The following is a 22,831-nucleotide window of genomic DNA, read 5'->3' on the forward strand; positions in this document are numbered from 1 at the left end:
ATGGAGAGTATTCACGACGCGCACGGTTCACGACGCTCGAAGCCGCATAAAATCAAGGATCCAGCCATTTTCCGCTTGACGCCTTTTTTTCAGAGAAGGCAGCGAATCTTGACCTATTGATCAATCTCCTGCGGTCATCCCTTGTTGCCCCAGCCCCATCAGGGCGTTATATCAAAGCCCCGAGCACAGTCCCTTGGGAGTAGGCAAAACCATCGTCTCCCTACCCTGCCGCACGTTCCAGGGCTGCGGCGATTTCTTTTTCGATGACGGGCAGGGGATTGAGCAGGGTGAGGGGTTCGGGCACGGGGGTGACTTCATTGGTGCGGGGATCCCAGTTCACGGGGCCGAAGCGGCAGGGGGCGGGATTGCCGGTGAGGAGGTGCATGGCGGCGTCGTCTTTGTCGAAGTGCCAGAACTCGAACGGGAAGGGGATGAATCCATGCTTTTCCAGCATGGCGGCAATGTCCAGCCTGGTGGCCACATGCTCGGGTGCGACAAAAGGTGAGCGCATGGGGGTGTGCTCGCTCATCTCCAGGTAGGAGTGGCCGCGCCAGACCTCGCTGCCATCGTCGCGACGGAACACTGAGATGTCTATGGCCGATCCCGACATGTGCGCGCCGATCTTGGGCATGTTCGCGGTGAGCACGATGGCGCGGCGGAACATCATCTCGGTGCTGGGGATCTCGCCCCCCAGCTCCCAGATGCACTTCTTTAAGACGGTGTCAAAAACGGAGGGCTTGCGCACCAGCTGCCCCTGCATGTCCAGCGAGCGAAAGCCGTCCTCGATTTTTAGGATCCATCCGCGCTGGTTCATCTCCCGGCCAATGGTGATGACATCACGCACCAGGCTTTCACGCAGGAAGAAGACACGGTCCAGATCCCCGGCGATCTTGCTGGTGGAAAACAGCATCTCCACGCCCGCTGCGGCGGCGGCATCGGGGATGGAGGCGAAGCGCTCGCCGCATTCATTGACGGGGAAGGAGATGAGCTTCTGCACCATCGCATAACCTGCCTCCATTTGATCTGCCCAGTAGGCACGCCGTGCGGCTTCATCGTTACTCATAGAACAGGTGTTTCAGTTGGGTTTCGACGCCGGGGTGGACTGCAGGCGCGCCTTTTCTTCGGCTTCGCGCTTTACCGTGTCTTTGGGATGTTTTGAGAAGCTTTCAAAAACATCTCCGATCACCCGGTCTGCCAGCCCACCGAGCTTGTGGAGAATGAGGGCCTCGGCCTCGGGCTGGAGCCGGGACCGGTTCGGCTCGTAGCCGCCCACGGCATAGGATTCAGCGGTGGCAATGTAGCCGATGTTGCCGTTGGCGTAGCCGACGATGATGGGCGTGGCCCGGTCGCCGATCGCCTTTTCCAGTTTGAAACCGTATTCCACCATGGGCTCGCCCGGCATGGTGAGGAGAAGAAAGGGGCCGATCTTTAGGGCCATGAGTTCCGCATGCACCGGCTGCTCTTTGCCAGGAAGCTCCACCACCTCGCTGGCGATGCGGATGGGGTAAAAGGTCTCGCGTTGCTGCAATTGCTCGCGAGTCACGCTATAGGATGCAGCACGCGCGACGGCACCACCCAGGTCCCGCCCCGCCCACTGGATGTCCGCTTCGTCAGCGCAGCGATAGGGATACCCTGGCAGATTCGGCCGGATGTCTCCGGCACAGCCTTGCATAAACAGGGCGCGGGTCTTTTGCGCATAGGCCATCTCGACAAAGGTCTGTGCCTCCCCCGGGTAGTCGGCGCTGATCTTGGGATAGCCTTTTGGATACGGCTGTGAACCCTTGTCCCCCCAGGTGAAGAAACAGGGATGGCAGACCGCGTGCATGATGACCGCCAGCGGGGTCAGCGTGCGGCCATCGTCAAAGCGCAGCATCTTCACGCGCGGGTCGTTGGGCCCGTCGGGGTTCAGGCTCACCACCGTGCGGCCGTCATAGGTCTTGCGGCGGTTGATGCCAAAGCTGATGCGGTCTTCGCCATAGCCGATGCTCGTGGTTTTCATGCTGGCGGACGCTTCCCTGGCCGCTGAACCGAGCTGGTTGATCAGACTGGCCGCCCAACGCATGTTTTCAATGTAGCCTGGGCCGGAGTGATTATGGGAGGCGGCGATGAGGATGTTTGCGGACGGGACGCCGGTTTCCTTCTCGATCCGTGCACGCGCATCCTTGACCATGTCATCCCAGGCGCCAATGGTATCCAGGGTGACAATTGCGGCCTTCGTTTCGCCATCATCCAGGATCAAAACCCCGGCACGCAGCGGATCCCGCACACCGGTGACCTCACGCACATGCCCGACGATTTTCGTTGCCGCCGCATCCGGAGGTGTGATGTCCACTTTGGCGACTCCCGCCTTGAGATTGGAGATGACGGCAAACTGTGCATCCATGACCTCCTGCGCATGGGCGCTGAAGAGCAGGAGGCAAAGCCCTGAAACCAAAAGAGCAGGATAGAAAGGCATGTCTCTTTTCTACGCACTCCAATGCCGGGAACCATCAGGCATTTATTCCATAAACCGGCCTGCCATTGCATCCTCTGCGTCTCTGCCTCCACCCCGATGCAAACAGTTGCCATAAACCGGGCCGGGTCATCGTTATGGGAGTGACAAAAGGGGAGGATTGAAAGAGCGTCCTGTGATTGATCCACCCCTGGAGTCTGAGCCTTTTTACCCTGATCTCTTGCATGAAAAAAATCCTCGCCTGTCTTTCTGTCTTCACCTTTGCCACCGCCGCCCTGGCTCAGGACGGGTTCACTCCGCTGTTTAATGGCAAGGACCTCACAGGCTGGGAGGGGGATCCGAAGCTGTGGAAGGTGGAGGACGGACTGGTCACGGGTGTCTGCAGCGGGCCGGACAGCCCGGAGCACAATACTTTTCTCATCTGGCGCGGCGGGGTGGTGAAGGACTTCGAGCTGAAGGCGACCCTGCGGGTGATCGGCGACAACAACTCCGGCATCCAGTATCGCAGCCGGCCGCTGCCGGAGGCGGGACCCTGGGCCATCACGGGTTATCAGTGCGACATCCACCCGGCCATTGAGCACACGGGCATGACCTATGAGGAAAAAGGGCGCGGCATCTTTGGCCTCAACGGCAAGGATGTCGTCATCGCCCCGGATGGTGCGCGCTGGCAGGTGGCGGAGCGTGAGCCGGTGAAGGCGGATGTTTCCCAATGGAATGAATATACTGTCATCGCCCGCGGCAACCGGCTGACCCACAAGATCAACGGCCAGGTGACGTCCGAGCTGGTGGATCACGATGAAAAGGGCCGCGCGCTGGAGGGCCTGCTGGCCATCCAGCTTCATCGCGGCAATGCCAATACGGTGCAGATCAAGGACCTGCAGCTCAAGGTGCTGGAGCAAACGCCGGTGACGAGGTTTGACCCCGCCAGCCTGCCGGAGGGCGCGAAGAAAATCGAGCGACCCGGAACACGCAATCCGCAGGGGACGGGTCCGGCGGCACCAGTGAAGAAGTAAGAGCCACCCACTGTTTCAGGGATGGGCCAAATGGTCTCAGGGCTTGTTCGGGAACCCAGTAAACCGGGGAGCGCATGAGCCCTCGCATGCTATGGAGGTGCCTCGCCTTTCGTTGAAGGCCCATGAGGGTTCAGACCATCGGTGATACTGACTTCTGGGCGCAGTAAGACCGTGCCGCGACCTGTTCCGAAGGAGTAGCCCTATCAGCCACGCCACGCTCATCTAGGCCACGACATGATGGGGCAACCCTGACGGGTTGATCTTCACCAGGGATTCTTTTGATCACTACCGGAGGTCTGGCTCGTCCAGATTCGCCTGACTCTCCGGCTACTCATGGGGCAGCCCTGCGGGCTCACGGAGCTAAAACTCTGTTCCAGGGTCACTGGGACATCGCCAAAAGTCTCCAGTTTCAGACAACCTTTTTGGAGCTCGGTATCAACGAATTTAATGTGCGTAAAGCCTACTTCCTGACCGGCCCCGGATGATTGATGGAGGCGGCGTTCATCGACTGCCCGGGAAGTTCGCCACGGGGCTGCGGGCCGCGTTTGACGGTGCGGTCCGGGGTGGGCTTTTCGGGATTGGTATCACCGGTTTCTTTTGTCCATTGACCGAGCACCTGGCGCAGTTCCAGCAGGGTTTCCTGATAGGTGGTGTCGGTGGCCAGGTTGTAAAGCTGGTGGGCGTCCTTGCCCACATGGAAGAGCTCCTCGGCGGGGCGTGGATTGAGGAAGATATCCTGCTGTGCGTGGCTGGTCTTTTTCTCTGCGTGGGCGGCCCAGAGCTCGGCCCCGGCGGGGAAAGAATCATCGCTCTCCGTGCACATGTTTTGTTGGTTAGGCCGGTTGTTGCGGATGTAGAGCCAATCGCCATGACGGACCAAGCGTTCGTGGGCGTTGAAGACGTGCCAGTTGTGCTCGGCGAAGACGTAGTCACGCACGCTGGTTTTGGGATCGCTCAGGATTTTGGCAAAGCTGACCCCCTGGATGCTGGGGGCTGCGGGGAGGCCTGCCAGGTCCAGAAACGTGGCGGAAAGATCTATGGAACTGACCAGGGAGGCCGTGCGGGCGGGCTGGATGGTGCCGGGCCGCCAGAACAGCAGGGGCGTTTTGATGCCGCTGTCATAGAGGCGTGTTTTGCAGCGGGGGAAGGGGCGGCCATTGTCGGCGCAATAGACCACATAGGTGTCCTGGGCGATGCCCTGGCGCTCCAGCTCCTTGAAAAGCTGCCCCAGATAGAAATCGGACCGGCTCACCTCATGGTAGTAGTCGGCCAGGTCCTGGCGTGTCTGCGGTCCGTCAAAAAGGAAGGGCGGCACCACCACGTCAGCTGGATCATACTTCGGCGCCTCGTCATTGATCTGCCAGTCGCGGTGTGCATCGAAGGAGCCGAACCAGGCGAAGAAGGGCTTGTCCTTCGGGCGCTCCTTTAGCAGCGTCACCCAGTCTTCGCTGCCGGAGGGTTTTCCGCCTTTGCCTTCGACGTCAAAACCGATGTCCTCAGGCTTGCCGATGTGATTTTTGCCGGAGATGACGGTGTGATAGCCGGCGCTGCGGAGGTCCTGCACAAAGGTGTGCTGGTCCTTCGGCAGGGGCAGATGCAGCTCCGGTGCGCCGGTATTGTGCGGATAACGGCCGGTGATGATGCTGCAGCGTGAGGGGCTGCAGCTGCTGGCCGTCAGATACGCATTGTCAAAGACCAGACCCTCCGCCGCCATGCGGTCCAGATGGGGCGTTTTCACCACCTTGCTGCCATACGGGCCTGTATCCTCCGGGGAGATGTCATCGGTGATGAAGAAGATGAAGTTAGGCTGGGCAGACAAGGCCGTCTGCGGGAGGGCAGACGCGGCCAGCAGGAGAAAGATGAGGAGGAAACGCGGCGTGGTCATGGTGATGAAGGCGGGTGCTGGCGGAGACCGGGTGGATGACAGTTTTGCATCAACGGCAGCGCCAGGGCAAAGCTTGCTTCATTCGTTGGACGGATTTGCCGGAAAGGGAGTGCGTGGCGTGGCGTTTCAATGCCTTCACTCATGAAACCTTTTCTGACACTTCTTCTTTCCCTGGTCGGCCTGTGCCAGGCGGCCATGGCGGCATCGCCAAACATCATCCTGATGATGGGGGATGACCATGGCTGGGAGGAGACCGGTTATAACGGCCATCCGCATGTGAAAACGCCGGTGCTGGATGAAATGGCGGCCACCGGGTTGCGCATGGACCGCTTTTATGCTGCTCATCCGAGCTGCTCGCCCACACGAGCCAGCTTCCTCACCGGACGCCACCCCAACCGCATGGGCACTTTTGCCCCTGGGTGGTCGTTCAGGCCGGAGGAGATCACGCTGGCGCATGTGATGAGCCAGGCTGGCTACCACTGCGGCCACTTTGGCAAATGGCATGTGGGGGCGGTTAAGGCGGAGTCGCCCACCAGTCCGGGTGCGATGGGCTTTCATGAGTGGGTGTCGCATGACAACTTTTTCGAACTGAACCCGTCGCTCTCCCGCAACGGTGCGCCGCCGGAGGTCATCCAGGGGGAAAGCTCGGAGGTGATCATCCAGGAGACGCTGCGTTTCATTGACCGCGCCCGGGAGAAGGAGAAGCCCTTCTTCACTGTCGTCTGGTTTGGCTCTCCGCACGAGCCCTACAGCGGGCTGCCTGCAGACCTGGCGCTGTATGATGATCTGCCGGCCAAATATCAGAAAAAGGTGAAGCTGACCTCCAATGAAACAGGTGGCCCGGTGCAGCGTCCGCAGGGCGAGGTGCTCCGCGAGCGATACGCGGAGATCACCGCGATGGACCGCTCCATTGGCATGCTGCGCAAACACCTCGCGGACAAGGGCCTGCGCGAGAACACGCTGGTGTTTTATTGCGGCGACAATGGCACCTCCGCTGATGGTGCGCTGGGCCTGCCTCATCGCGGTGTGAAGGGGCAGGTTTATGAAGGCGGAGTCCTTGTCCCAGGTCTTATTGAATGGCCTGCGCGCATCCCCCAGCCGCGTAGCACGGGCGTCCGTGCCAGCACGAGTGACCTTCTGCCCACGCTCTGCGCCCTCGTCGGCCAGCCTTTGCCAAAGCGGCCCCTGGACGGCATGGACATCAGCGGATTGATGGATGGCCAAATGAGTGCGCGGAGCAACCCGCTCTACTTCTGGGAATACAATGCCGGGAACCTCAAAAAGGCGGGTGATCTGGAGCCGTATATAAACCCTCAACTGCAAGAAGGCACCACGCCGCTGGTGAAGAAATCTGGCGGCAAAGCCACGCGGGATTTCACCAACTTCCGCCATCCCGAAATTACAGAGGAAGATTACCTCGGTCCTCGTGCGATCATTGACGGTAACAACAAGCTCGTCATCCACGAGCCCAAAAAGGGCGGTAAGGCCACCCTGGAGCTCTTCGACCTGCAAGCAGATCCTGCGGAGAAAACCAACCTCCTTGACCAGCAGCCCGACATTGCCAAGAAGCTGCAAACGCAGCTCCGCCAATGGCAGGAGGGTGTGCTGAAGAGCCTCACTGGCGCGGATTACCAAAAGTGAATCCACCTTGGCCTTCCACTCCGATGAGCTCCATCCGGCATCCCAGGGTCCGCTTATTCTGCTTTCTGCTGGGATGTGCCTGGCTCATCTCAATGGCGGCACTGCAAGCCGCCGAAGATTTCTCCATTGCCACCGTGATCACAGCGGCGGACAAGAATCAGGATGGCAGGCTGAGCCTGGAAGAATACCTGCCGCTGGACGTGCAGGCCCGGCATCACGGCGCTGATCATTTTCATGCAGGGGATGCGGATAAAAATGGTCTGCTGGACGCTACCGAGCTGGCTGCTGTCCTGCAAAAGCAAACCTGGTTTGCCATCCTTTCAGAAGGCATCGGGAAATGTTTCTCCCGCCTGGATGCGGACCATGACGGCAGGCTCAATGCGGGCGAATACCGCCAGGTTTCCCGCATGGGCGGTCATGCTGCACAGCATTTTAAATGTGCCGACAAGGACCAGGACGGCTTTTTGAGCCTGGCAGAATTTACCGCCCATGCAGAACAACGGTTGAAGACCGTAGTAACCAAGGCACCCAGAAAAAAGAAATCATGAAACATTATCCAGCCCTTTTGCTCCTGCTCGTCACGGCCGTGGCTGCATCCGCCGCAGAAACCCCGGCCAAAAAGGAAACCAAGCCCAAGAAAGTGGCCTTCAAGAAAGAGAAGACGGAGCAGCCCGGTGCCAAAGACACGCCCGGAAAGCCTTACGTTTACAAGACATCCGCCGGCCAGCCGCGGACGATGGAGATCTACTTCCCGCCCAATCATGATCCGGCCACGGCCAAGGTACCCGGTTTGATTCTTTTCCACGGCGGCGGTTGGGGCGGGGGATCGCTGGCCCAGTTTCGCCGGGCCTGCGAATACTTCGCCAGTCGCGGCCTGGTCTGTGCGACCTCGGAATACCAGCTCTCCAGCAGGGCAGGGGCCACCGGACTTCCTGCCAATGAAAGCCGCAAGCGTGTCTGTGTGACCGATGCTAAAAGCGCCATCCGCTGGTTCAAGCAAAAGGCCCCGGAGCTGGGCATCGATCCCCAGCGCATCATCACCGGCGGCGGTTCTGCTGGCGGACATGTCTCCGCCCTGGCCACGGTGAATCCCGGACTGAACGATCCTGCGGATTCAAAAGAGGTGGATACCAGCGTCGTCGCCTACCTCTGGTTCAATCCCGCCTTCACGGCGGATGACAGTGCGGATCCTGAGATTGATTTTCTGCAACACCTGAAGCCAGATCTGGCTCCGGCAATTGTCTTTTTTGGAACGGAAGATTCCTGGAAAAAAGGCTGGGATGCGGCGCATCAAAAGCTCAAGTCACTTGGCAACACCACCACGGAATTGTGGATTGCCGAGGGGGAAAAGCACAGTTTCTTCAACTCCGGTCCCTGGCAGCGCGTCACCCTCATTGCTGCAGACCGCTTCCTCGTCCGTCAAGGCCTCCTCACCGGCGAGCCCACTCTTCCCCCGCCACCCACTGGAGAGAAACTGGTGCCTGCATCGAACCCTTGACGTAATCACCGTAAGGCTAACCATCAATCATGGAACCGCTGCCGCCCTTCCTGTTGCAAAACGTCCACAAAGTCTTATACTCTGATCATGCCAGCCCCATTGAATCAACGCCACATCACGTGGCAGGAAGCAGTCGAGCAAGGACGTCGCAACCGCCGTCAGGCCGCGACGCTCGAATCACGGGATGGGCCGCAGATAATCTCCAAATCGGCAGCCCAGCCGGTTTCGCGGCCCGTCTCGACGGTGCGCAAGTAGGAGCCGAGCTTCTTCATATTTTTCGGGAAACGCCGGAATTTGGACGCTCGCTGGCATCGCGCCTCGACCCTTTTTTGGACGAATCCTGTGAGGGAGATCTTAGGCTGTTCGGTGGGGGCGGTGAGGCCATTGTCTTTTATGACGAAGCTGGTCAGCTCGCCATCAAGCTCCTTGCACCGCCTGGGAAGGCCCGGTTTGGCTGGGTGCTGGAAGTGAATGACAAAGGGCGATGGGGAATCCGTGGCGGAAGCCTGGCAGAGGCCGTCGAACGTTTCGCCTGGTTTGAATCTTTGTTCGATTCCGGCCTGGAGCTTGATCTGGTCGGCTCGGCGGGCGAGTTCCTTGTGCTGAGCCAGCCTTTCATTGCCGGTTGCCACCCAGATGAACTGACGCTGCATCAATGGATGTCTGAGCGTGGCTGGAAGCGCTGCTCATTGCCGACAGACCTTGCCATGATCGCCAATCTGACCTGGGAGAAAGAGGGCTGGATTGCCACGGATGTGCGCCCTGAAAACGCACTCATCGCGGAGGCTGATGGCAGTATCCGGGCGATTGACTTCATCATTGGCAGGGCTTGACTTTGCCTCCTGGCTTTGAGGGAGTGCCTGTCATTTGATGCGTTCAAGCCGGACATGTTTCAGGTCCATCACCTGTGAGCCGGGTTTGAATTTGGCCTCCAGCATCAGCTTCACAGGACCTTTCTTCAGGTCCATCTGGCCGAGTTTAAGCACCGTCCATTCGCGGTTGCGATAGCGCTCGTTGCTCTTTGCGTCCCGGTTGGGCAAGGGGATCTCCACAATGGAGGCGGCGGGCATGGTGGTTTCAAGGGTAGCATCTCCAGCGGTGAGGCGCAGTTTGGATCCTGCATCTTCCGGAGGGCAGGTTCCGGCGATCTCGACGGCGTAACTGCCAGCCTCCACCACATCTACGTCGAACCAGACCTTGGCGGCCGCATCGGTCCAGCCTGTGAGCCAGTCATTGGCAAAACCGGGGCCGGAGGCGAAGTGCAGGGGCTCATCGTAAAAGCTCTGCGGTGCGTGCAACTCCACCGGGTTGTGCTGCTTATAGCCCACCGGCAGCAGGAAGCGCTGCAGGCCATCCTTGAAAATGTCATCCACCCAGGCTTCATACTTGGTGCTGAGTTCCTTCACCAGTTCAGGATGGGCATTGGCGATGTTCTTGTCCTGGCCGGGATCGGCCTCCATATCATACAGGCGCCACGGTTCGGCGCTGGCATCATTGGGCTTGGCGGCGGATCCTGCGGAGGGGCCTTTGATTTCCTTCACCAGCCGATACTGCTGCGTGCGCACGGCACCTGGATAACGGTTGGTTTCACCGATGGGATTGTGGACGAAGAGGGTGCGCTCCGGCCAGCCAGCAGCCGTGTCTTTTTCTAAAAGAGGCCGCAGGCTGATGCCGTCCACCTTGGGACCTTCGGGGGCCTTGACGCCGCAGAGATCGAGCAGAGTCGGATACAGGTCGATGTGCGCCACGATGGGCTTGGCCACATGCGGCGGCCATTTGGCACCGGGCCAGTTCATGAAAAGAGGGACGCGGCTGCCACCCTCATGCACGCTGGTCTTCCCGCCGCGCATCCCGGCGTTATACGTTTTCACGCCTGCCGTGCCGCCATTGTCGGTGAGGAACAGGACCAGGGTATTCTCCGTCAGGCCTGACTTTTCCAGGTGCGCCATGAGGCGTCCGACATTGTCATCAATGTTTTCAATCATGCCATAAAAGGCGGACAGTGTTTCATCCAGGCCCTTGGCGTTGAACTTGTCATAATACTTGTCCGGCACCTGATAAGGCGAGTGCGGGGCGTTGTAGGCCAGATAGCAAAAGAACGGTGCCTCCTGGCTGGCGGAAATGAATTTGATGGCCTCATCCGTGAGCACGTCCGAGATATAACCCGTGGTCTTTTCTGGCGTGGCGCCGCGCAGCAGCGTGGCATCGAAGTAGTTGTTCCAGTGGCCGTTGTTGAAGCCGAAGAACTCGTCAAAGCCCTGGCCTTGCGGGGTATAGGGATACTGTTCTCCATTGTGCCACTTGCCCACGTATCCGGTTCGATACCCGCCGCTTTTCAGGGCTTCCGCCATGGTGACTTCGGAGGGGCGCATGGCCTCCCGGTTATGGGTTACGCCATGGCAGCCGGTCCGCACCGTATAGCGGCCGGTCAGCAAGGCCGAGCGGGTGGGCGCACAGACGGAACTCACATAAAAACGGTCGAACCGGACACCGGTTTCTCCCAGGCGGTCAATGTTCGGCGTGCTGAGATGCGGGTTGCCATGGATGGATAGGTCGCCGTAACCTTGGTCATCGGTCAGGATGAGCAGGACGTTTGGGGCGGCAGACAGCACGGCCTGGCTGGCGAGAAAAAATAAGGATAGGGCGAATCGTTTCATCAGAGGTCAGATCAAAGGCTCACTCAAACTGGGCGACTCCAGGAACGACGCCTTCCTGATGCGCTTTCACGGCCTCGCGGATCTTCGCCACCACTTCGGGATTCGCCTTCGCCACATCGCGTTTTTCGGAAGGGTCGAGCGCCAGGTTGTAGAGGAGCGGCGGTTCATGCTCATCGGGCTTCGCCTGGCCATAGCCGGTCTGCGTTTTGAAATGCAGCTTCCATTCTCCGAGACGGCAGGCAAAGAGCTGGTCGCTGCGGTAGTAAAAGAACGGCCGCTCAGCAGGGGCTTTCCCTTCAAACAGCAATGGGCTCACATCCTGGCCGTCAATGACCACATCCTTTGGCGATGACGCACCGGCCAGGGCCAGGGCGGTGGGCAGCAGATCGGTGGCATTCACCTGGACGGAGCTGACGCCTGGCTTGATCCTGCCCGGCATCCAGGCGATGCCCGGTACACGCATGCCGCCCTCCCAGGTGCTGCCCTTGCCATCTTTGAGCAGACCGGCACTGCCGCCCTGGTTGCCCATGGTCAGCCAGGGGCCGTTGTCGCTGGTAAAGAAAACCAGGGTGTTCTCCGCAATGCCCTGCTTCTTCAGGACCTCCATGATCTGGCCCACACTCCAGTCAATCTCCTCCACCGCATCGCCATAAATGCCGCCTCGGCTTTTCCCCTTGAAGGCGGGCGAGGCGAATAGCGGCACATGCGGAAAGCTGTGCGCCATGAAAAGAAAGAACGGCGAGTCTTTTTTCTCAGTGATGAACTTCACCGCCTCTTCCGTATAGCGCTTCGTGAGAGTCGTTTGCACGGCCGGTTGCTCAATGATCTCGCCATCCCGGATCAGCGGTACATTCCAGCCATCTTCAGGCGGAGTGGGAGATCCGGATCCGCGGGGGGTCTTGCCTTTAATTCCATCCATGTCATTCGAATACGGCAGGCCGAAGCTGCTTTCGAATCCCTGGTCTAGCGGACGAGAGCCTGGATGAATACCCAGGTGCCACTTGCCTATATGAGCGGTTTTATACCCTTTGTCCTTCAGCGCTTCCGCGATGGTCACTTCCGCATCCGGCAGGCCGCCTGTGGAATTGGGGAAAAGCACCCGGCGTTTTCCATACATGCCGCTGCGTATTGGGTAGCGCCCTGTCAGCAAGGCGGCGCGGCTCGGTGAGCAGACTTCGGATGCCGAATAGAAATCCGTCAACCTCAGGCCTTCCGCCGCCATGCGGTCCAAGTTGGGTGTGCGGATGGTGGGCGATCCGTAGCAGCCGAGATCCCCGTAGCCCAGGTCATCAGTAAAAATGATCACCACATTCGGCGTCGCCGCCGGAAGGGTCATCGGTGACAGGCAGAGGGCGGCGGCCAAAAAGGCGAATGTATGGTTTCTCATTGTCATCTTCATAAAATATCCAATTTTCTATACTCTGTCTGTTCAGCGGGCGGGCGGCTGGAACACATCCAGGGCGCGAATACGCACGGGTTTGGCATCGGCAGTGGTCAGCTCCAAGGTATGCGGTCCGTTTTTGAGCATGTTGGCCAGACGGATACGAAAAGCGCCGGCTTCTGCACCTTCTTCCGGCACAAAGGATACCTCGGGCACGGTCACGCGCTGCACGCTGAACGTGAAGCGGTCACCTTTGCCATTGCGCTCCGCCCGCCGCCACAGTTCGGGCTCGATCTGGATCTGTCCGGAGCTGCTGGTGAAGGGCTTAAAGGCATTGCCCTCGCCATCCTTGCCGGTGATGCTGCCCGTCAGGGTGTAGTCGCCCGCATCGCTGGTCATAACGATCGTCCAGTCCTGAGGAACCACGGTATCCGCCAGTGTCACGCCGTGCGGTGACATGTCGCGCGGATTGTCCGTCTTCAGGGTTTTCTTATTCGTTTTGTCTCCCTGAATATAGGTGGCCAGGAAGGCGGGGGCCTCGTCCGCAGGCTTGCCGTCGATCTTCACTTTCAGCTTGCCCGCATCCGCTGCCGAGACGCCGATCAGTTCAATGCGGTTGCCTTCAAAAGACACGGTCAATGTCGCACCAGCTTCTGTGGCAACCAGGTCCTCGCCTTCCAGTTTAAAACCCTTGGCGGATTCCGCGAGGTCCTTGGCGCTTATCCGTTTCTCCCTTTTTGGAGTCTCGGGATAGCTGGCCGGGCGACGCAGGTGACTGAGGATATTGGAGTTGATGATGTGCGCTCCATAAGTGTTCTGGTGTACGGCATCCTTCAGCAGTGCCTGGATGGGCAGGTCGTGTTCTTTCAAGTAGGCAGCCCAGTCACGGCGGTTCTCGACAAACTCGGCTCCATGCTTCGCGCAGACTTCACGCACGGCGGCGACGTTTTGATCTACGGCATCTTCGGATTTGCCCCAGTTGGGTTCATCGCGCATGCGCCAGTGGATGCTGGGCACGATGATGTCCGCCGTGGTATGCTTTCGGAGGTCGGCCAGCAGCAGGTCCAGGTCCTTGGGATCGCCAATAGTATAAGTAATGAAAAGGTCCGGCTGGTCGGCATACACCAGATGCCGCGCCCACCCGCGAAGGTATAACCAGGGACAGGAATTGCCGACCATTTTTTTATACTCGATGGGCGGTGCTTTGGGGAACTGTTTCGGGATTTCCTCCTGCCAGACCTCACCACTTCCAATCATGTTCGTATAGCTGGAACCGAGCGCCCAGATTTTAAAAGGTCGCGCAGGTGAGAACCCGTTTTCAAACTTGTCCATCGTCTGCTGCAGATGCTGTCCGGCCTCCGGCGGCGGCTTCGGCACATAGGGCTTCGCTCCGGGCGGTGGGCCGTCATGATTGACAAAGGTCACTGGGTCCTGAGCCAGGAGAGAGCTCAGGGCGAAAGGCAGTATAAAAGTGCTAGTGAGAAGTCGGTTCATGGTTTGGCAGGTGGATAAGGGTTCTCATACCAGACAACGCCGAGCTGGTCGCGCTCCTCGCAGGTGATCACATCCAGGTCGCCGTCGTTATCGAGATCGAGAAGCTGCATGAGGTCAAACTTGACGCCCTCAGGCCCGCCAAGAGAGTGCTGTTTCCAGGGCTCACCGCTCTGCTGTTCCAGCCAGACGATGCCCTCTAAATTGCCCTTGGCATTCTCGCAGGTGAAGAAAAGATCCATGAGGCCGTCGCCATTCACATCGGCGACTTTGACAGCCTTGGCATCGCCCAGTTTGTCTCTTTGAAGGAGGATGCTCTGCTGCTGCCAGGTGCCGTCCTTTTGCCGGAGATAGATCAAAACCTCCACCGGCTTGACGGCCACAATGACATCCTGCAAGCCGTCGCCATTGGTGTCGGCGATTTCGGCAAACATCACTTCACGGCCCTCGGCACCAATGGCGTGCTCCGTCCATTCGGTCTCCTTGCGCACAGCTTCTGCTCCTGGATTCTCCAGCCAAAAAAGCCCGTTTCGTGCGCCTTTGCGATCCGTAAAAACGATATCTTCATCACCATCAGCGTCCATGTCATGAGGAGTCAGCGACATGATCCAACCGGACTTTCTGAGGACATGATATGCCCAGGCAGCGAGGTCCGCCGGATTCTCCGGGGCCTGAAGCCAGCCGATGGTGGCATCGGTTCCTTTGGAGGAAAGCGCCAGGTCCTGGCCGTGCTGCCCGTCCAGGTTGGCAGCAAAGGCCTGCATCCACATTTGTTTGCCTTCCGTGGCTGGAAAGGCATCGGTGGTCCACTTCTGCGCATCCAACAGTTCATCCTTTTGACCCGTGAAACGATGCCAGAAAACGCCGCGGGTTTTGCCTTCGGTCAGGCTGATGGCTTCGAGCTGACCGTCATTGTCCAGGTCCGCCAGGATGGCGTCTTCAGCGGAGGTAACCTTGCCCACGGTGACCTGTGGCCAAGGCTTCTTTGTCGCTTCAGGACCAGGATGCAGATACAGCCGCACCACGCCGCCCTCTTCCCAGCCGGTGACGATGTCCGGCAGACCGTCACCATTGACATCGCCCAGCTTCACGCCGTCTGCGCCTTTGCTGGTGTTGTCAATGGCATGACGTTTCCAAACAGGTCCGTTGCCTGCTTCGGCAGAGTTCTTTTTCAGCTCGGTGCGCAATCTGAATCCTGACTGGCTGCGCAGATGAAAAGGCGGGTCCACATCGGACGACAGAGACTTCAAAATCTTTTGCAGCTTCTTGCGGGCGGCCACCTGTTCCGGATCCTCGCTCATGGAGAGGTTGGTGGTTTCCGCCGGATCGGCATTGGCATCGTAGAACCGGCCATCCGAATAGAGCTTGAACCGCTCATCCCGCACCACTCGGGTTTCATGGTATTCGTTGAGAATCCATTCACGCGGTGCCTTGTCCGTTTTGCCCAAAAGGAACTGGGCAAAGGATTTGCCATCGGGGTGATGATCGGGAGCAAGAGGGATCTTGGCCAGCTCGCAGAAGGTGGGATACAGGTCGGTGAAATCGGCCAGCGGCAGCGTGCGGCCGGCGGGGATGAGTTTGGGGCTGTTGGCCATCAGTACAACGTCGCCTCCGGCCTCGGTCATGGTATAAAGGCCGCCGGTGACCTGGCGTCCATTGCGCCGGGCGGTGAAGCTTTTCTCGGTGCCGTTGTCGCTGGCCACAAAGAGGATGGTGTTCTCCCGCAGGCCCTGGCGCTCCAGTTCGGCGACGAACTCACCCACCAATTTGTCGGCATATCGCAGCATGTTACCAAACATTTCCTGATGCGGACGGTCCGGCTCTGGGTGGTCCGGCGTAGGCACCACAGGCACGGTGAAGGTGTGCCCGTGCGTAAGCATCATGGGATAATAAAGCATGAAGGGCCGGTCCTTGTTCTGCTCCATGAATTCAAAGGCAAACTCCTGCGCCACGTCCGGGCCGAAGCGGCCTGGGTGCTCCTCGCGTTTGCCATTGCGAATGAAAACCGGGTCCCAATATCGGCTCTCGATGTGCTGGATGAAGGCGGTGGTTTCATCCGCATCTTCGCGGGCGACGGCCTGCCAAAAACGCTCCAGGTCAGCGCCCTTGACCTTCTTTGGCTCCAGGCTGCCGGGCCAGGCGAGCTGCTGGTCAAAGCCATGCTGGGTGAGCACCTGCGGTTCATCATAGAGATTGTTCACCTGCCACTTGCCGCTGAGAGCGGTGGCGTATCCGGCCTGCCGGAACAATCTGGGGAAAAGGATCTCGCGCTTCGGGTCCAGGCCGCCGCCGCTATAGAGGGCAGCATCATGATGCAAGCGGAATCCGGTGCTGTGCGGATACCGACCCGTGAGAAGCTGCACGCGGCTGGGGCCGCAAACGGGAGGCGTATAACAATGCTGCACCCGCATGCCGGTGGCGGCCAGCTTGTCAATGTTCGGCGTGCAGCCTTCCTCACTGCCATAACAGCCGAACCACTCCTGGCCGACATTGTCCAGCATGATGAATACAATGTTAGGCCGTGAGGCGTCTGCCGCATGGGACAGACCGTATAGCAGGAGCCAGCAAAGAAGGAGACGGGACATGGGATTTTAACGCGGGTGGCGGTGGCGATGTTGCCACCTTCCGCCAGCTAAATAAGTCAGACGTTTTTCTCCTTCTTGGGCTTCTTGTTTTTCGGCTTCTTATCGAGCGGAAATTCGGGCGAATCGGTGCGGGATTCCTGCATGAGCTTTTCCAGCTCAGCCACCTTCTCAGGCATCTTGGAGGCAAGGTCACTGGCCTCGCCGATATCCTTGGAAAGGTCGTAGAGTTCGATGGGCTTGTTGGGTGCTGCACGATAGGCTTTCCAATCACCCTGGCGGAGGGCTTGCTGAGGAGCAGCTTCCCAATAGAAGACATCCCGTTTGGCCTGGCCATCGGTCTTGCCAAGCAGGGCGGGCAGGATGGAGCGGCCATCGCCTTTTTTCGCTTCAGCGCCAGACACTTCCGCGAAGGTGGGCATCATGTCGGCAAAGTCGGAGACAAGCTCACTGGTGGTGCCGGACGCAATCTTGCCGGGCCAGCGGGCGATGAACGGGACGCGGATGCCGCCTTCATACAGCTTGAACTTGAGGTCCCGAAGGGGGCCGTTGCTGTCGAAGAAATCGGGATCGGCGCCGCCGGCGGTGATGGGGCCGTTATCACTGGTAAAGATGACGAGCGTGTTGTCGGCGATTTTGAGCTCCTCCAGCAAGTCCAGGATGCGGCCGATGTCGCGGTCCATGCGGGTGATCATGGCGGCGCGGACGGCGCGGGGCTGGTCTTGCGGGCAGTAAGTTTTGCTGCCGGGGAAGGACTTGGGCTCGGGCCATTTGCCGCGATACTCCGCGAGGGAATCTTCCGGCACGGCCATCTCGGCATGCGGGATGGTGAGGGCGGCATAAAAAAAGAACGGGCCGTCCTTGTGGCGGCGGATGAAGTCCAGTGACTGGTCCACGAAGAGGTCATGGGAATAGACGGCGCGTTTACCCTGCTGGTTCTCCGGGATCTCCAAGCGGTTGCCGTTTTTCCAGAGGTGATCGGGGTAATAGGTATGCGCGTGGGTCTGGTCCAGGTAGCCAAGAAACTCATCCACCCCTTTTTCCCAGGGAGCACCTGCGGTCTCCTCCTGGCCGAGTGCCCACTTGCCAACGACGCCGGTTTTATAACCCGCATTCTTCATCATCTGGGTGATGGTGAAATCCTCCGGCAGCAGAGGGCGGTCCGAATTGGCGCGGATGCGACCATGGCCGGTGTGCAGGCCGGTGAAAAGGACGCAGCGGGAGGGATGGCATGACGGGGCGCCTGCATAGTGCTGCGTGAAGCGCATGCCCTGCGCGGCCATGGCATCCAGCCGGGGCGTGCGGATGAGCTTTTGCCCGTAGCTGCCCAGGTCGCCATAACCGAGGTCATCGGCCAGAATGTAAATGATGTTAGGCTTGGCTGCGACGGCGGGCTGCACGATGAATGCGGCGGTGACCAGGATGAGAAGGGCAAGGTGTTTCATGACTGGATGTGGACTGAGGTGCGATGCCATTACGGGGTGGTCTTTGTGACGGTGTTCATGAGCTTGCCTTCATCATCGAAGTGCTCAATGACCAGGCCGGCATCTGACCCGGACTGCACGCGGATGAAGCCACCAGTGGGCTTGGGATAGGTATAGGGCTGCTTGACCAGGGCATCGGGATCGGTGCCTTTTTTGGAGCCGGGTTTAACGCCTGGGCGGGAATTTTCATCGTTGAGGGCACCGCAGGCAAACTCCTCGATGCCACTGGGATGGATGCTGTGATACTGCCAGTGGCGGTCACCGCAGAAGGTCATGAAACCGGTGATCTTCTCACTGCCGATCCAGGCAAAAAACTCGTCTGCCTCATGACGAAAGCCGCCGAGGTTGACGTGGTTGTCCTTTTTATAGGCATCGTCAGGGCCGACCATGGGTGTAGGGCTGATGAGGAGCTTCCAGGTGGCATCGCTTTCCTTCAATGTACGCTGAAGCCAGTCGCGCTGCTCTTTGCCCCAAAGGGTCTTGTCCGGGCCATCTTCCATTTGGTTAGGCGAGCGATGATCGCGGCCTTCGGTGAGCCAGATTTGCAGGTGCTTGCTGACGCGGTGCGTGCGGTAGGTGGGGGAGGTGCGGTCACCGGCGGGGTGGATGGGCATCTGCTCGCGGAACAGCTCGATGCCGGTCTGCGGCAGCGGTTTTTTCTGCGTGCTGCTGTCGCTGTCATTGAAGCGAAAATCATGGTCGTCCTTGGACCAGTAGGCCGGGGTGCGGGAGAAGAAGTCCACCATGCGCGGAAAGCGGAACTGCTCATGCCAGCACTCCCGCAGCTCCGGCAGCGTCTCCGCCGGGCCGTTCATGATGTTGTCATAATAGACGATGTCACCAGTGCCGATGAAGAAGTCCGGCTTGAGGCTGGCCATGGAGGCAAAGGCGGGATAACCGAGCTGTTTATCCTCCTTTGTGGCTGAGATGACATCACCTGCTTTGCCTTTTTTTCCGTCCATGAATTTGTGATAGTTCATGCAACTGCCGATGATGAAGGCTACCGCGCGGTCTGCTTCTTTTCCTGGCAGGGTGGAGAACTGGCAGGCGGGGCCGGGTTTGGCATTGGCTTCATCGGTGCCGGTGATGGCGCGAAAATGATAAAGCTGGCCCGGTTTTAAATCCGTGAGCCGTGCGCGGACGATGAAGTCGCTCTCTGGTTGTGCCTGGGTCCAGGCAGTGCGTGTAGCATCGCTGAAATCTGGCTGAAGGCCGTATTCAAAACAGGCGACGCCTGCGGTGCCTGGGATGTCGCCTTTTTCATCCAGCTCCGGGCCGGGAATGGCGGTGAGGCGGGTCTGGAGAAGAACGGCGGAATCCGTGACCTCTCCCGACATGGTGCCCTGGGCCGTGAAGACATCCGCCTGAACCAGGGAAAGGCCGGCCAGGCTCAAAAGTGCGACAATGGTTTTCATGAAGGCTTCCTTAACGCCGGGCGGGAGGAGACCTTGCGGGGGATGAATGACGAATGACGAATGACGAATGACGAATGGTCACGCGTCCGAATGCATCACGCGATTATGAAGCCGGGAACTGAAGACTGAAGACGGTAAACTATACTTACTGGTCCAAGTGCCAGTCGGGGCCGTCGGCCATGATGCTGGTGTTGATCTCGATGAGGCGGGCTTTCAGACGGGCGAGGATTTCGGGGTGGTCGGGGGCGATGTTGTGATCCTGGGCCCTGTCGGTTTCGAGGTTGAAGAGCTGCCAGTTTTTATAGGTGCCGCTTTTGATGGCGGGTATCCAGGATTCCTCAAACATGTTGCTGGTGGAGAGCTCGAAATCTGGCTCGGCAACGAGGGACCAGGGGCCGTCGCGGAGGGCGACGATGGGGCGGGCTTTCTGCAGATGCCAGAAAAGGGGCTGGTGGCGGGTGAAGGCGGTGCCTGCGGCAGGACGCAGGAGAGGGGAGATGTCTGAGCCGTCCAGATGCACGCCTGCTAGCGGGGCGATGCCGAGCAGGCCGCAGACGGTGGGCAGGATGTCCACGAGACCGGCAGGTGTTTTTTCCACGGCTCCGGCAGGGATGACGCCGGGCCAGCTAAAGATGCCGGGCACGCGGATGCCGCCTTCCCAGTTCATGCCTTTGGAGCCGCGCAGGCCGCCGACGCGGTCGGCCCGGTAGCTGCCGTTATCGGAGGCATAGATGATGAGGGTGTCCTCCGGCGGGGCGATTTCTTTAAGCCGGGCGAGCAGGCGGGCGATGGCACGGTCGGTATTGTCAATGGTGCCGGAATAAACGGCGGCCTTGTCCTTGAGGGCGCCGTAGGTTTCCACGATTTCATCCGGGGCGGCGATGGGGGCGTGGGGTTCATGAAACCAGACGTTGAGGAAAAAGGGGCGGTCTTTGGCGCGGTGCTTTTCCAGCCAGGTGAGGGCCTCGTCCACGACGATCTGGCAGGAGTAACCTTCGACCAGGCCGACAGGCTCGCCATTGCGGATGAAGTTGTCGGGATTGTGATGGCTGGGGGCGGCGTTGTTGGCGGTGCCTAACCAATGATCGAATCCGTGGTCGGCAGGGGTGGGTTTTTTACGCTGGTCTGTGGGAAGGCCGAGGTGCCATTTGCCGACATGGGCAGTGGCGTAACCGGCCTGTTTGAGGACCTCGGCTAGGGTGATTTCACGCTCGAGGAGGTGGGATTTTTGAGAGGCGTCATTGATCCAGCTATAAACACCGGCGCGGATGTGATGACGGCCGGTGAGCAGGACGGCGCGGGATGGGGAGCAGACGGCGCAGCCGGAGTAGAAATCCGTGAAGCGGGTGCCGCCTGCGGCGAGGGCATCCAGGGCCGGGGTCTTCACGGGGCCGCCGTAACAACCGATGTCCTGATGGCCGAGATCATCCGCCAGGAGCATGACGACGTTTGGCCTGGCGCTGGCGGATGTGGCGGCCAGAAGAAAAGACAGGGCGGAGATGAGGAAGGCTTTAAGCATGGCGCAGAAAGGGTTAAACGGGCTCAGTTTTCAACAGGCTGGAGCCGGGGGGAGACGGGCTTTTTAGGATTGAAGGGCTCGCCTTTTTTGGGCCGGCCTGACTGGACGGGAGGGGATTTAAGGTGGCGGTCCAGGAAGGTGAGAATGAGCTGGCGGACCTGGGGGCTGCTGAACTCCTTTCCGCCGTGACCGGCCCCGGGGATGAGGTGAAGGGTGGAGGGGACGCGGGCGGCGAGCAGCCGGTCATGCAGGCGCTGGCTCTGGTCCACGGGCACCTGCTCATCGGCAGTGCCGTGCATGATGAGGAAGGGGGCGTCATTGGAGCTGACGTGATGAAGGGCGCTGGCGGCGCGGGCTTTTTCCGGCTGATCCATGACGATGCCGCCGAGCAGCAGGGCACCATTGGCCTGGGCGAGGTCCTCGCGCGTGCGATTGTCAGACAATACGTTAGGCGGCATGGTGAGGAGATCGCTGGGACCGAACCAGTCAATGACGGCCTGGACCCGCTCATCGGCGGAGGTGTCCACCGTGCCCATGAGGGCGACGAGATGGCCGCCTGCTGAGCTGCCCCAGGCGCCGATGCGGCCGGCGTGGAGGCCGTAAGTTCCGGCATAGGCACGCAGCCAGCGCACGGCGGCGCGACAGTCATGCATCTGCGCAGGCCACTGGTGGTCGGGGATGAGGCGGTAGTTGATGCTGGCCACAGCGTATCCTTCCGGGACGAGCCAGGTGGCTGGGCAGCGGTCTTTGCTGCCGTTTTTCCACCCGCCGCCATGCACCCAAAGGATGACGGGGAGGGGCTTGCTGGTGCGTTTTTCAGGCAGGTAAAGATCCAGCAGCAAGGGGTGACCGGCAGGACGGGAGTATTCCACATCCCGCAGGACTTTGACGCCGGGGGGAAGCTCACCGGCTTTCTCCGCAGCGGCAAGCTGGCCGAGACCAAGCAGGAGGATGAAGGCGAAGAGGGGCTGGAGCATGGGGGTGGGAAGCTGTGACGGAGGCGGGAGGTAAACGCGGAAGGCAGCTTCAATGATAGGCGGGTATTCCGGTGAGGGGGATTATAAGATCGTGGAGATCTTGGACGCCAGACATGCATGCCCTGCACCGGGCGGTTTTACTTGGCCTGCCAGATGCGGACGTCATCGAAGAGGACACCGGGGCCGTTGACGGTGAAGTGGAAGCTGCTTTTGGTCTCGTGGGCGATGCCTGGAGACTTTAAATAGGCAGTGGGTTTTCCATCAACGCTGACGCGGAGCTGGTCGCCGGCCAGCTCGATGGTGGCTTGGTACCATTTTTTCTGCTCGAATGTGAAGGGGAAGGCACTGTTGCGGCCTTCGAGGAGTTTATCGGCCTGGGCTTTTTGGGCGGGGTCTTTGCGCATCTCATAGATGTCGTTGCGCATGACGCCTTCTTTGTCATCGCCAAGGCGGAGATGCTTGGGAGAAAAGGCGATGCGGCAGATGTGGCCGGCGTGGGATCCTTTGTGCTTCTGATCGTCAAAGACAGCATTGAATCCGGTGGAGCCGATGAGCTGGAATTTGAACTCGATGACGACGTCTTTCATGGGGCGGTAAACGCGGCCAACGGCTCCGTGGTCGTCGCGCGTTTGTTCGCCCTTGAGGACGCCATTGCCGACGGTGAAAGTCGGGATGATCGACTTCCATTCGCCGAGGATGCTGCGCTCGAAGTCATCGGTGAAAAGGGAATCGCCTTTCTCTGCCACCGGGGCGGCGGGGATGTCCGCAGCGGCGGCGGCGAAGGGGGCGAGAAAGCAGAGAAAGGGGAGGAGTTTCATGGAGGCAGAGGTCAATGA

At 59.6% G+C, this 22,831-nt stretch carries 17 protein-coding genes; 5 read left to right on the plus strand and 12 right to left on the minus strand.

All coding sequences use genetic code 11. The features are described 5' to 3' along the window. Positions 1-220 precede the first annotated feature (220 nt). Entirely contained in the window at positions 221-1,063 is an 843-nt protein-coding gene (locus WJU23_RS22975) for a M15 family metallopeptidase (RefSeq protein ID WP_346334979.1), read from the minus strand. A 12-nt stretch (positions 1,064-1,075) separates the two neighbouring features. Continuing rightward, complete coding sequence (locus WJU23_RS22980) at positions 1,076-2,455, minus strand: hypothetical protein (protein ID WP_346334980.1); 1,380 nt, start codon at positions 2,453-2,455, stop codon at positions 1,076-1,078. Positions 2,456-2,676: 221 nt separating this feature from the next. Here WJU23_RS22980 and WJU23_RS22985 point away from each other — a divergent pair, with 221 nt between their 5' ends. Beyond that, positions 2,677-3,465 (plus strand): DUF1080 domain-containing protein, encoded by a 789-nt coding sequence (locus WJU23_RS22985; protein WP_346334981.1) that lies wholly within the window; start codon positions 2,677-2,679, stop codon positions 3,463-3,465. 460 nt (positions 3,466-3,925) lie between these two features. Here WJU23_RS22985 and WJU23_RS22990 read toward each other — a convergent pair whose 3' ends face one another. After that, positions 3,926-5,350: a sulfatase gene (locus tag WJU23_RS22990; RefSeq protein WP_346334982.1), complete on the minus strand. Its 1,425-nt coding sequence runs from the start codon at positions 5,348-5,350 to the stop codon at positions 3,926-3,928. A gap of 141 nt (positions 5,351-5,491) precedes the next feature. On the opposite strand from WJU23_RS22990, the gene WJU23_RS22995 reads away from it, so the two are divergent. The 4 genes from WJU23_RS22995 (at position 5,492) to WJU23_RS23010 (ending at position 9,322) form a co-directional block, all read left to right on the plus strand. Then, on the plus strand, positions 5,492-6,991 hold the full coding sequence (locus WJU23_RS22995) for a sulfatase-like hydrolase/transferase (RefSeq protein ID WP_346334983.1): 1,500 nt from the start codon (positions 5,492-5,494) through the stop codon (positions 6,989-6,991). A gap of 92 nt (positions 6,992-7,083) precedes the next feature. Further along, the gene (locus tag WJU23_RS23000) at positions 7,084-7,539 is read left to right on the plus strand and encodes an EF-hand domain-containing protein (RefSeq protein ID WP_346334984.1); all 456 of its coding nucleotides are present in this window, start codon (positions 7,084-7,086) and stop codon (positions 7,537-7,539) included. Next, positions 7,536-8,489 (plus strand): alpha/beta hydrolase, encoded by a 954-nt coding sequence (locus WJU23_RS23005; protein WP_346334985.1) that lies wholly within the window; start codon positions 7,536-7,538, stop codon positions 8,487-8,489. Before WJU23_RS23000 ends, WJU23_RS23005 begins: the two co-directional genes overlap by 4 nt. A gap of 29 nt (positions 8,490-8,518) precedes the next feature. Next, entirely contained in the window at positions 8,519-9,322 is an 804-nt protein-coding gene (locus WJU23_RS23010; protein ID WP_346334986.1) for a hypothetical protein, read from the plus strand. A gap of 30 nt (positions 9,323-9,352) precedes the next feature. On the opposite strand, the gene WJU23_RS23015 is transcribed toward WJU23_RS23010, so the two are convergent. From WJU23_RS23015 to WJU23_RS23055, 9 genes are all read right to left on the minus strand, one after another. Further along, entirely contained in the window at positions 9,353-11,146 is a 1,794-nt protein-coding gene (locus WJU23_RS23015; RefSeq protein WP_346334987.1) for an arylsulfatase, read from the minus strand. A gap of 19 nt (positions 11,147-11,165) precedes the next feature. Continuing rightward, a complete protein-coding gene (locus WJU23_RS23020; protein ID WP_346334988.1) occupies positions 11,166-12,533 on the minus strand; it encodes a sulfatase in 1,368 nt (455 codons plus the stop codon). Positions 12,534-12,575: 42 nt separating this feature from the next. Beyond that, the gene (locus WJU23_RS23025; protein ID WP_346334989.1) at positions 12,576-14,021 is read right to left on the minus strand and encodes a hypothetical protein; all 1,446 of its coding nucleotides are present in this window, start codon (positions 14,019-14,021) and stop codon (positions 12,576-12,578) included. Beyond that, positions 14,018-16,603 (minus strand): sulfatase-like hydrolase/transferase, encoded by a 2,586-nt coding sequence (locus WJU23_RS23030; RefSeq protein WP_346334990.1) that lies wholly within the window; start codon positions 16,601-16,603, stop codon positions 14,018-14,020. The genes WJU23_RS23025 and WJU23_RS23030 overlap by 4 nt, the downstream gene beginning before the upstream one ends. Before the next feature lie 56 nt (positions 16,604-16,659). After that, positions 16,660-18,045: an arylsulfatase gene (locus WJU23_RS23035; RefSeq protein WP_346334991.1), complete on the minus strand. Its 1,386-nt coding sequence runs from the start codon at positions 18,043-18,045 to the stop codon at positions 16,660-16,662. A gap of 29 nt (positions 18,046-18,074) precedes the next feature. Continuing rightward, positions 18,075-19,499, minus strand: a complete 1,425-nt coding sequence (locus tag WJU23_RS23040) for an alkaline phosphatase D family protein (RefSeq protein WP_346334992.1) — start codon at positions 19,497-19,499, stop codon at positions 18,075-18,077. Between the two features lie 145 nt (positions 19,500-19,644). Then, entirely contained in the window at positions 19,645-21,018 is a 1,374-nt protein-coding gene (locus WJU23_RS23045; RefSeq protein WP_346334993.1) for a sulfatase-like hydrolase/transferase, read from the minus strand. Between the two features lie 23 nt (positions 21,019-21,041). Further along, entirely contained in the window at positions 21,042-21,995 is a 954-nt protein-coding gene (locus WJU23_RS23050) for an alpha/beta hydrolase (RefSeq protein ID WP_346334994.1), read from the minus strand. Positions 21,996-22,132: 137 nt separating this feature from the next. Then, positions 22,133-22,813, minus strand: a complete 681-nt coding sequence (locus WJU23_RS23055) for a hypothetical protein (RefSeq protein ID WP_346334995.1) — start codon at positions 22,811-22,813, stop codon at positions 22,133-22,135. Between the last annotated feature and the right edge of the window lie 18 nt (positions 22,814-22,831).

Origin of the sequence: Prosthecobacter sp. SYSU 5D2 (assembly GCF_039655865.1) — a bacterium.
Lineage (GTDB): Bacteria > Verrucomicrobiota > Verrucomicrobiia > Verrucomicrobiales > Verrucomicrobiaceae > Prosthecobacter.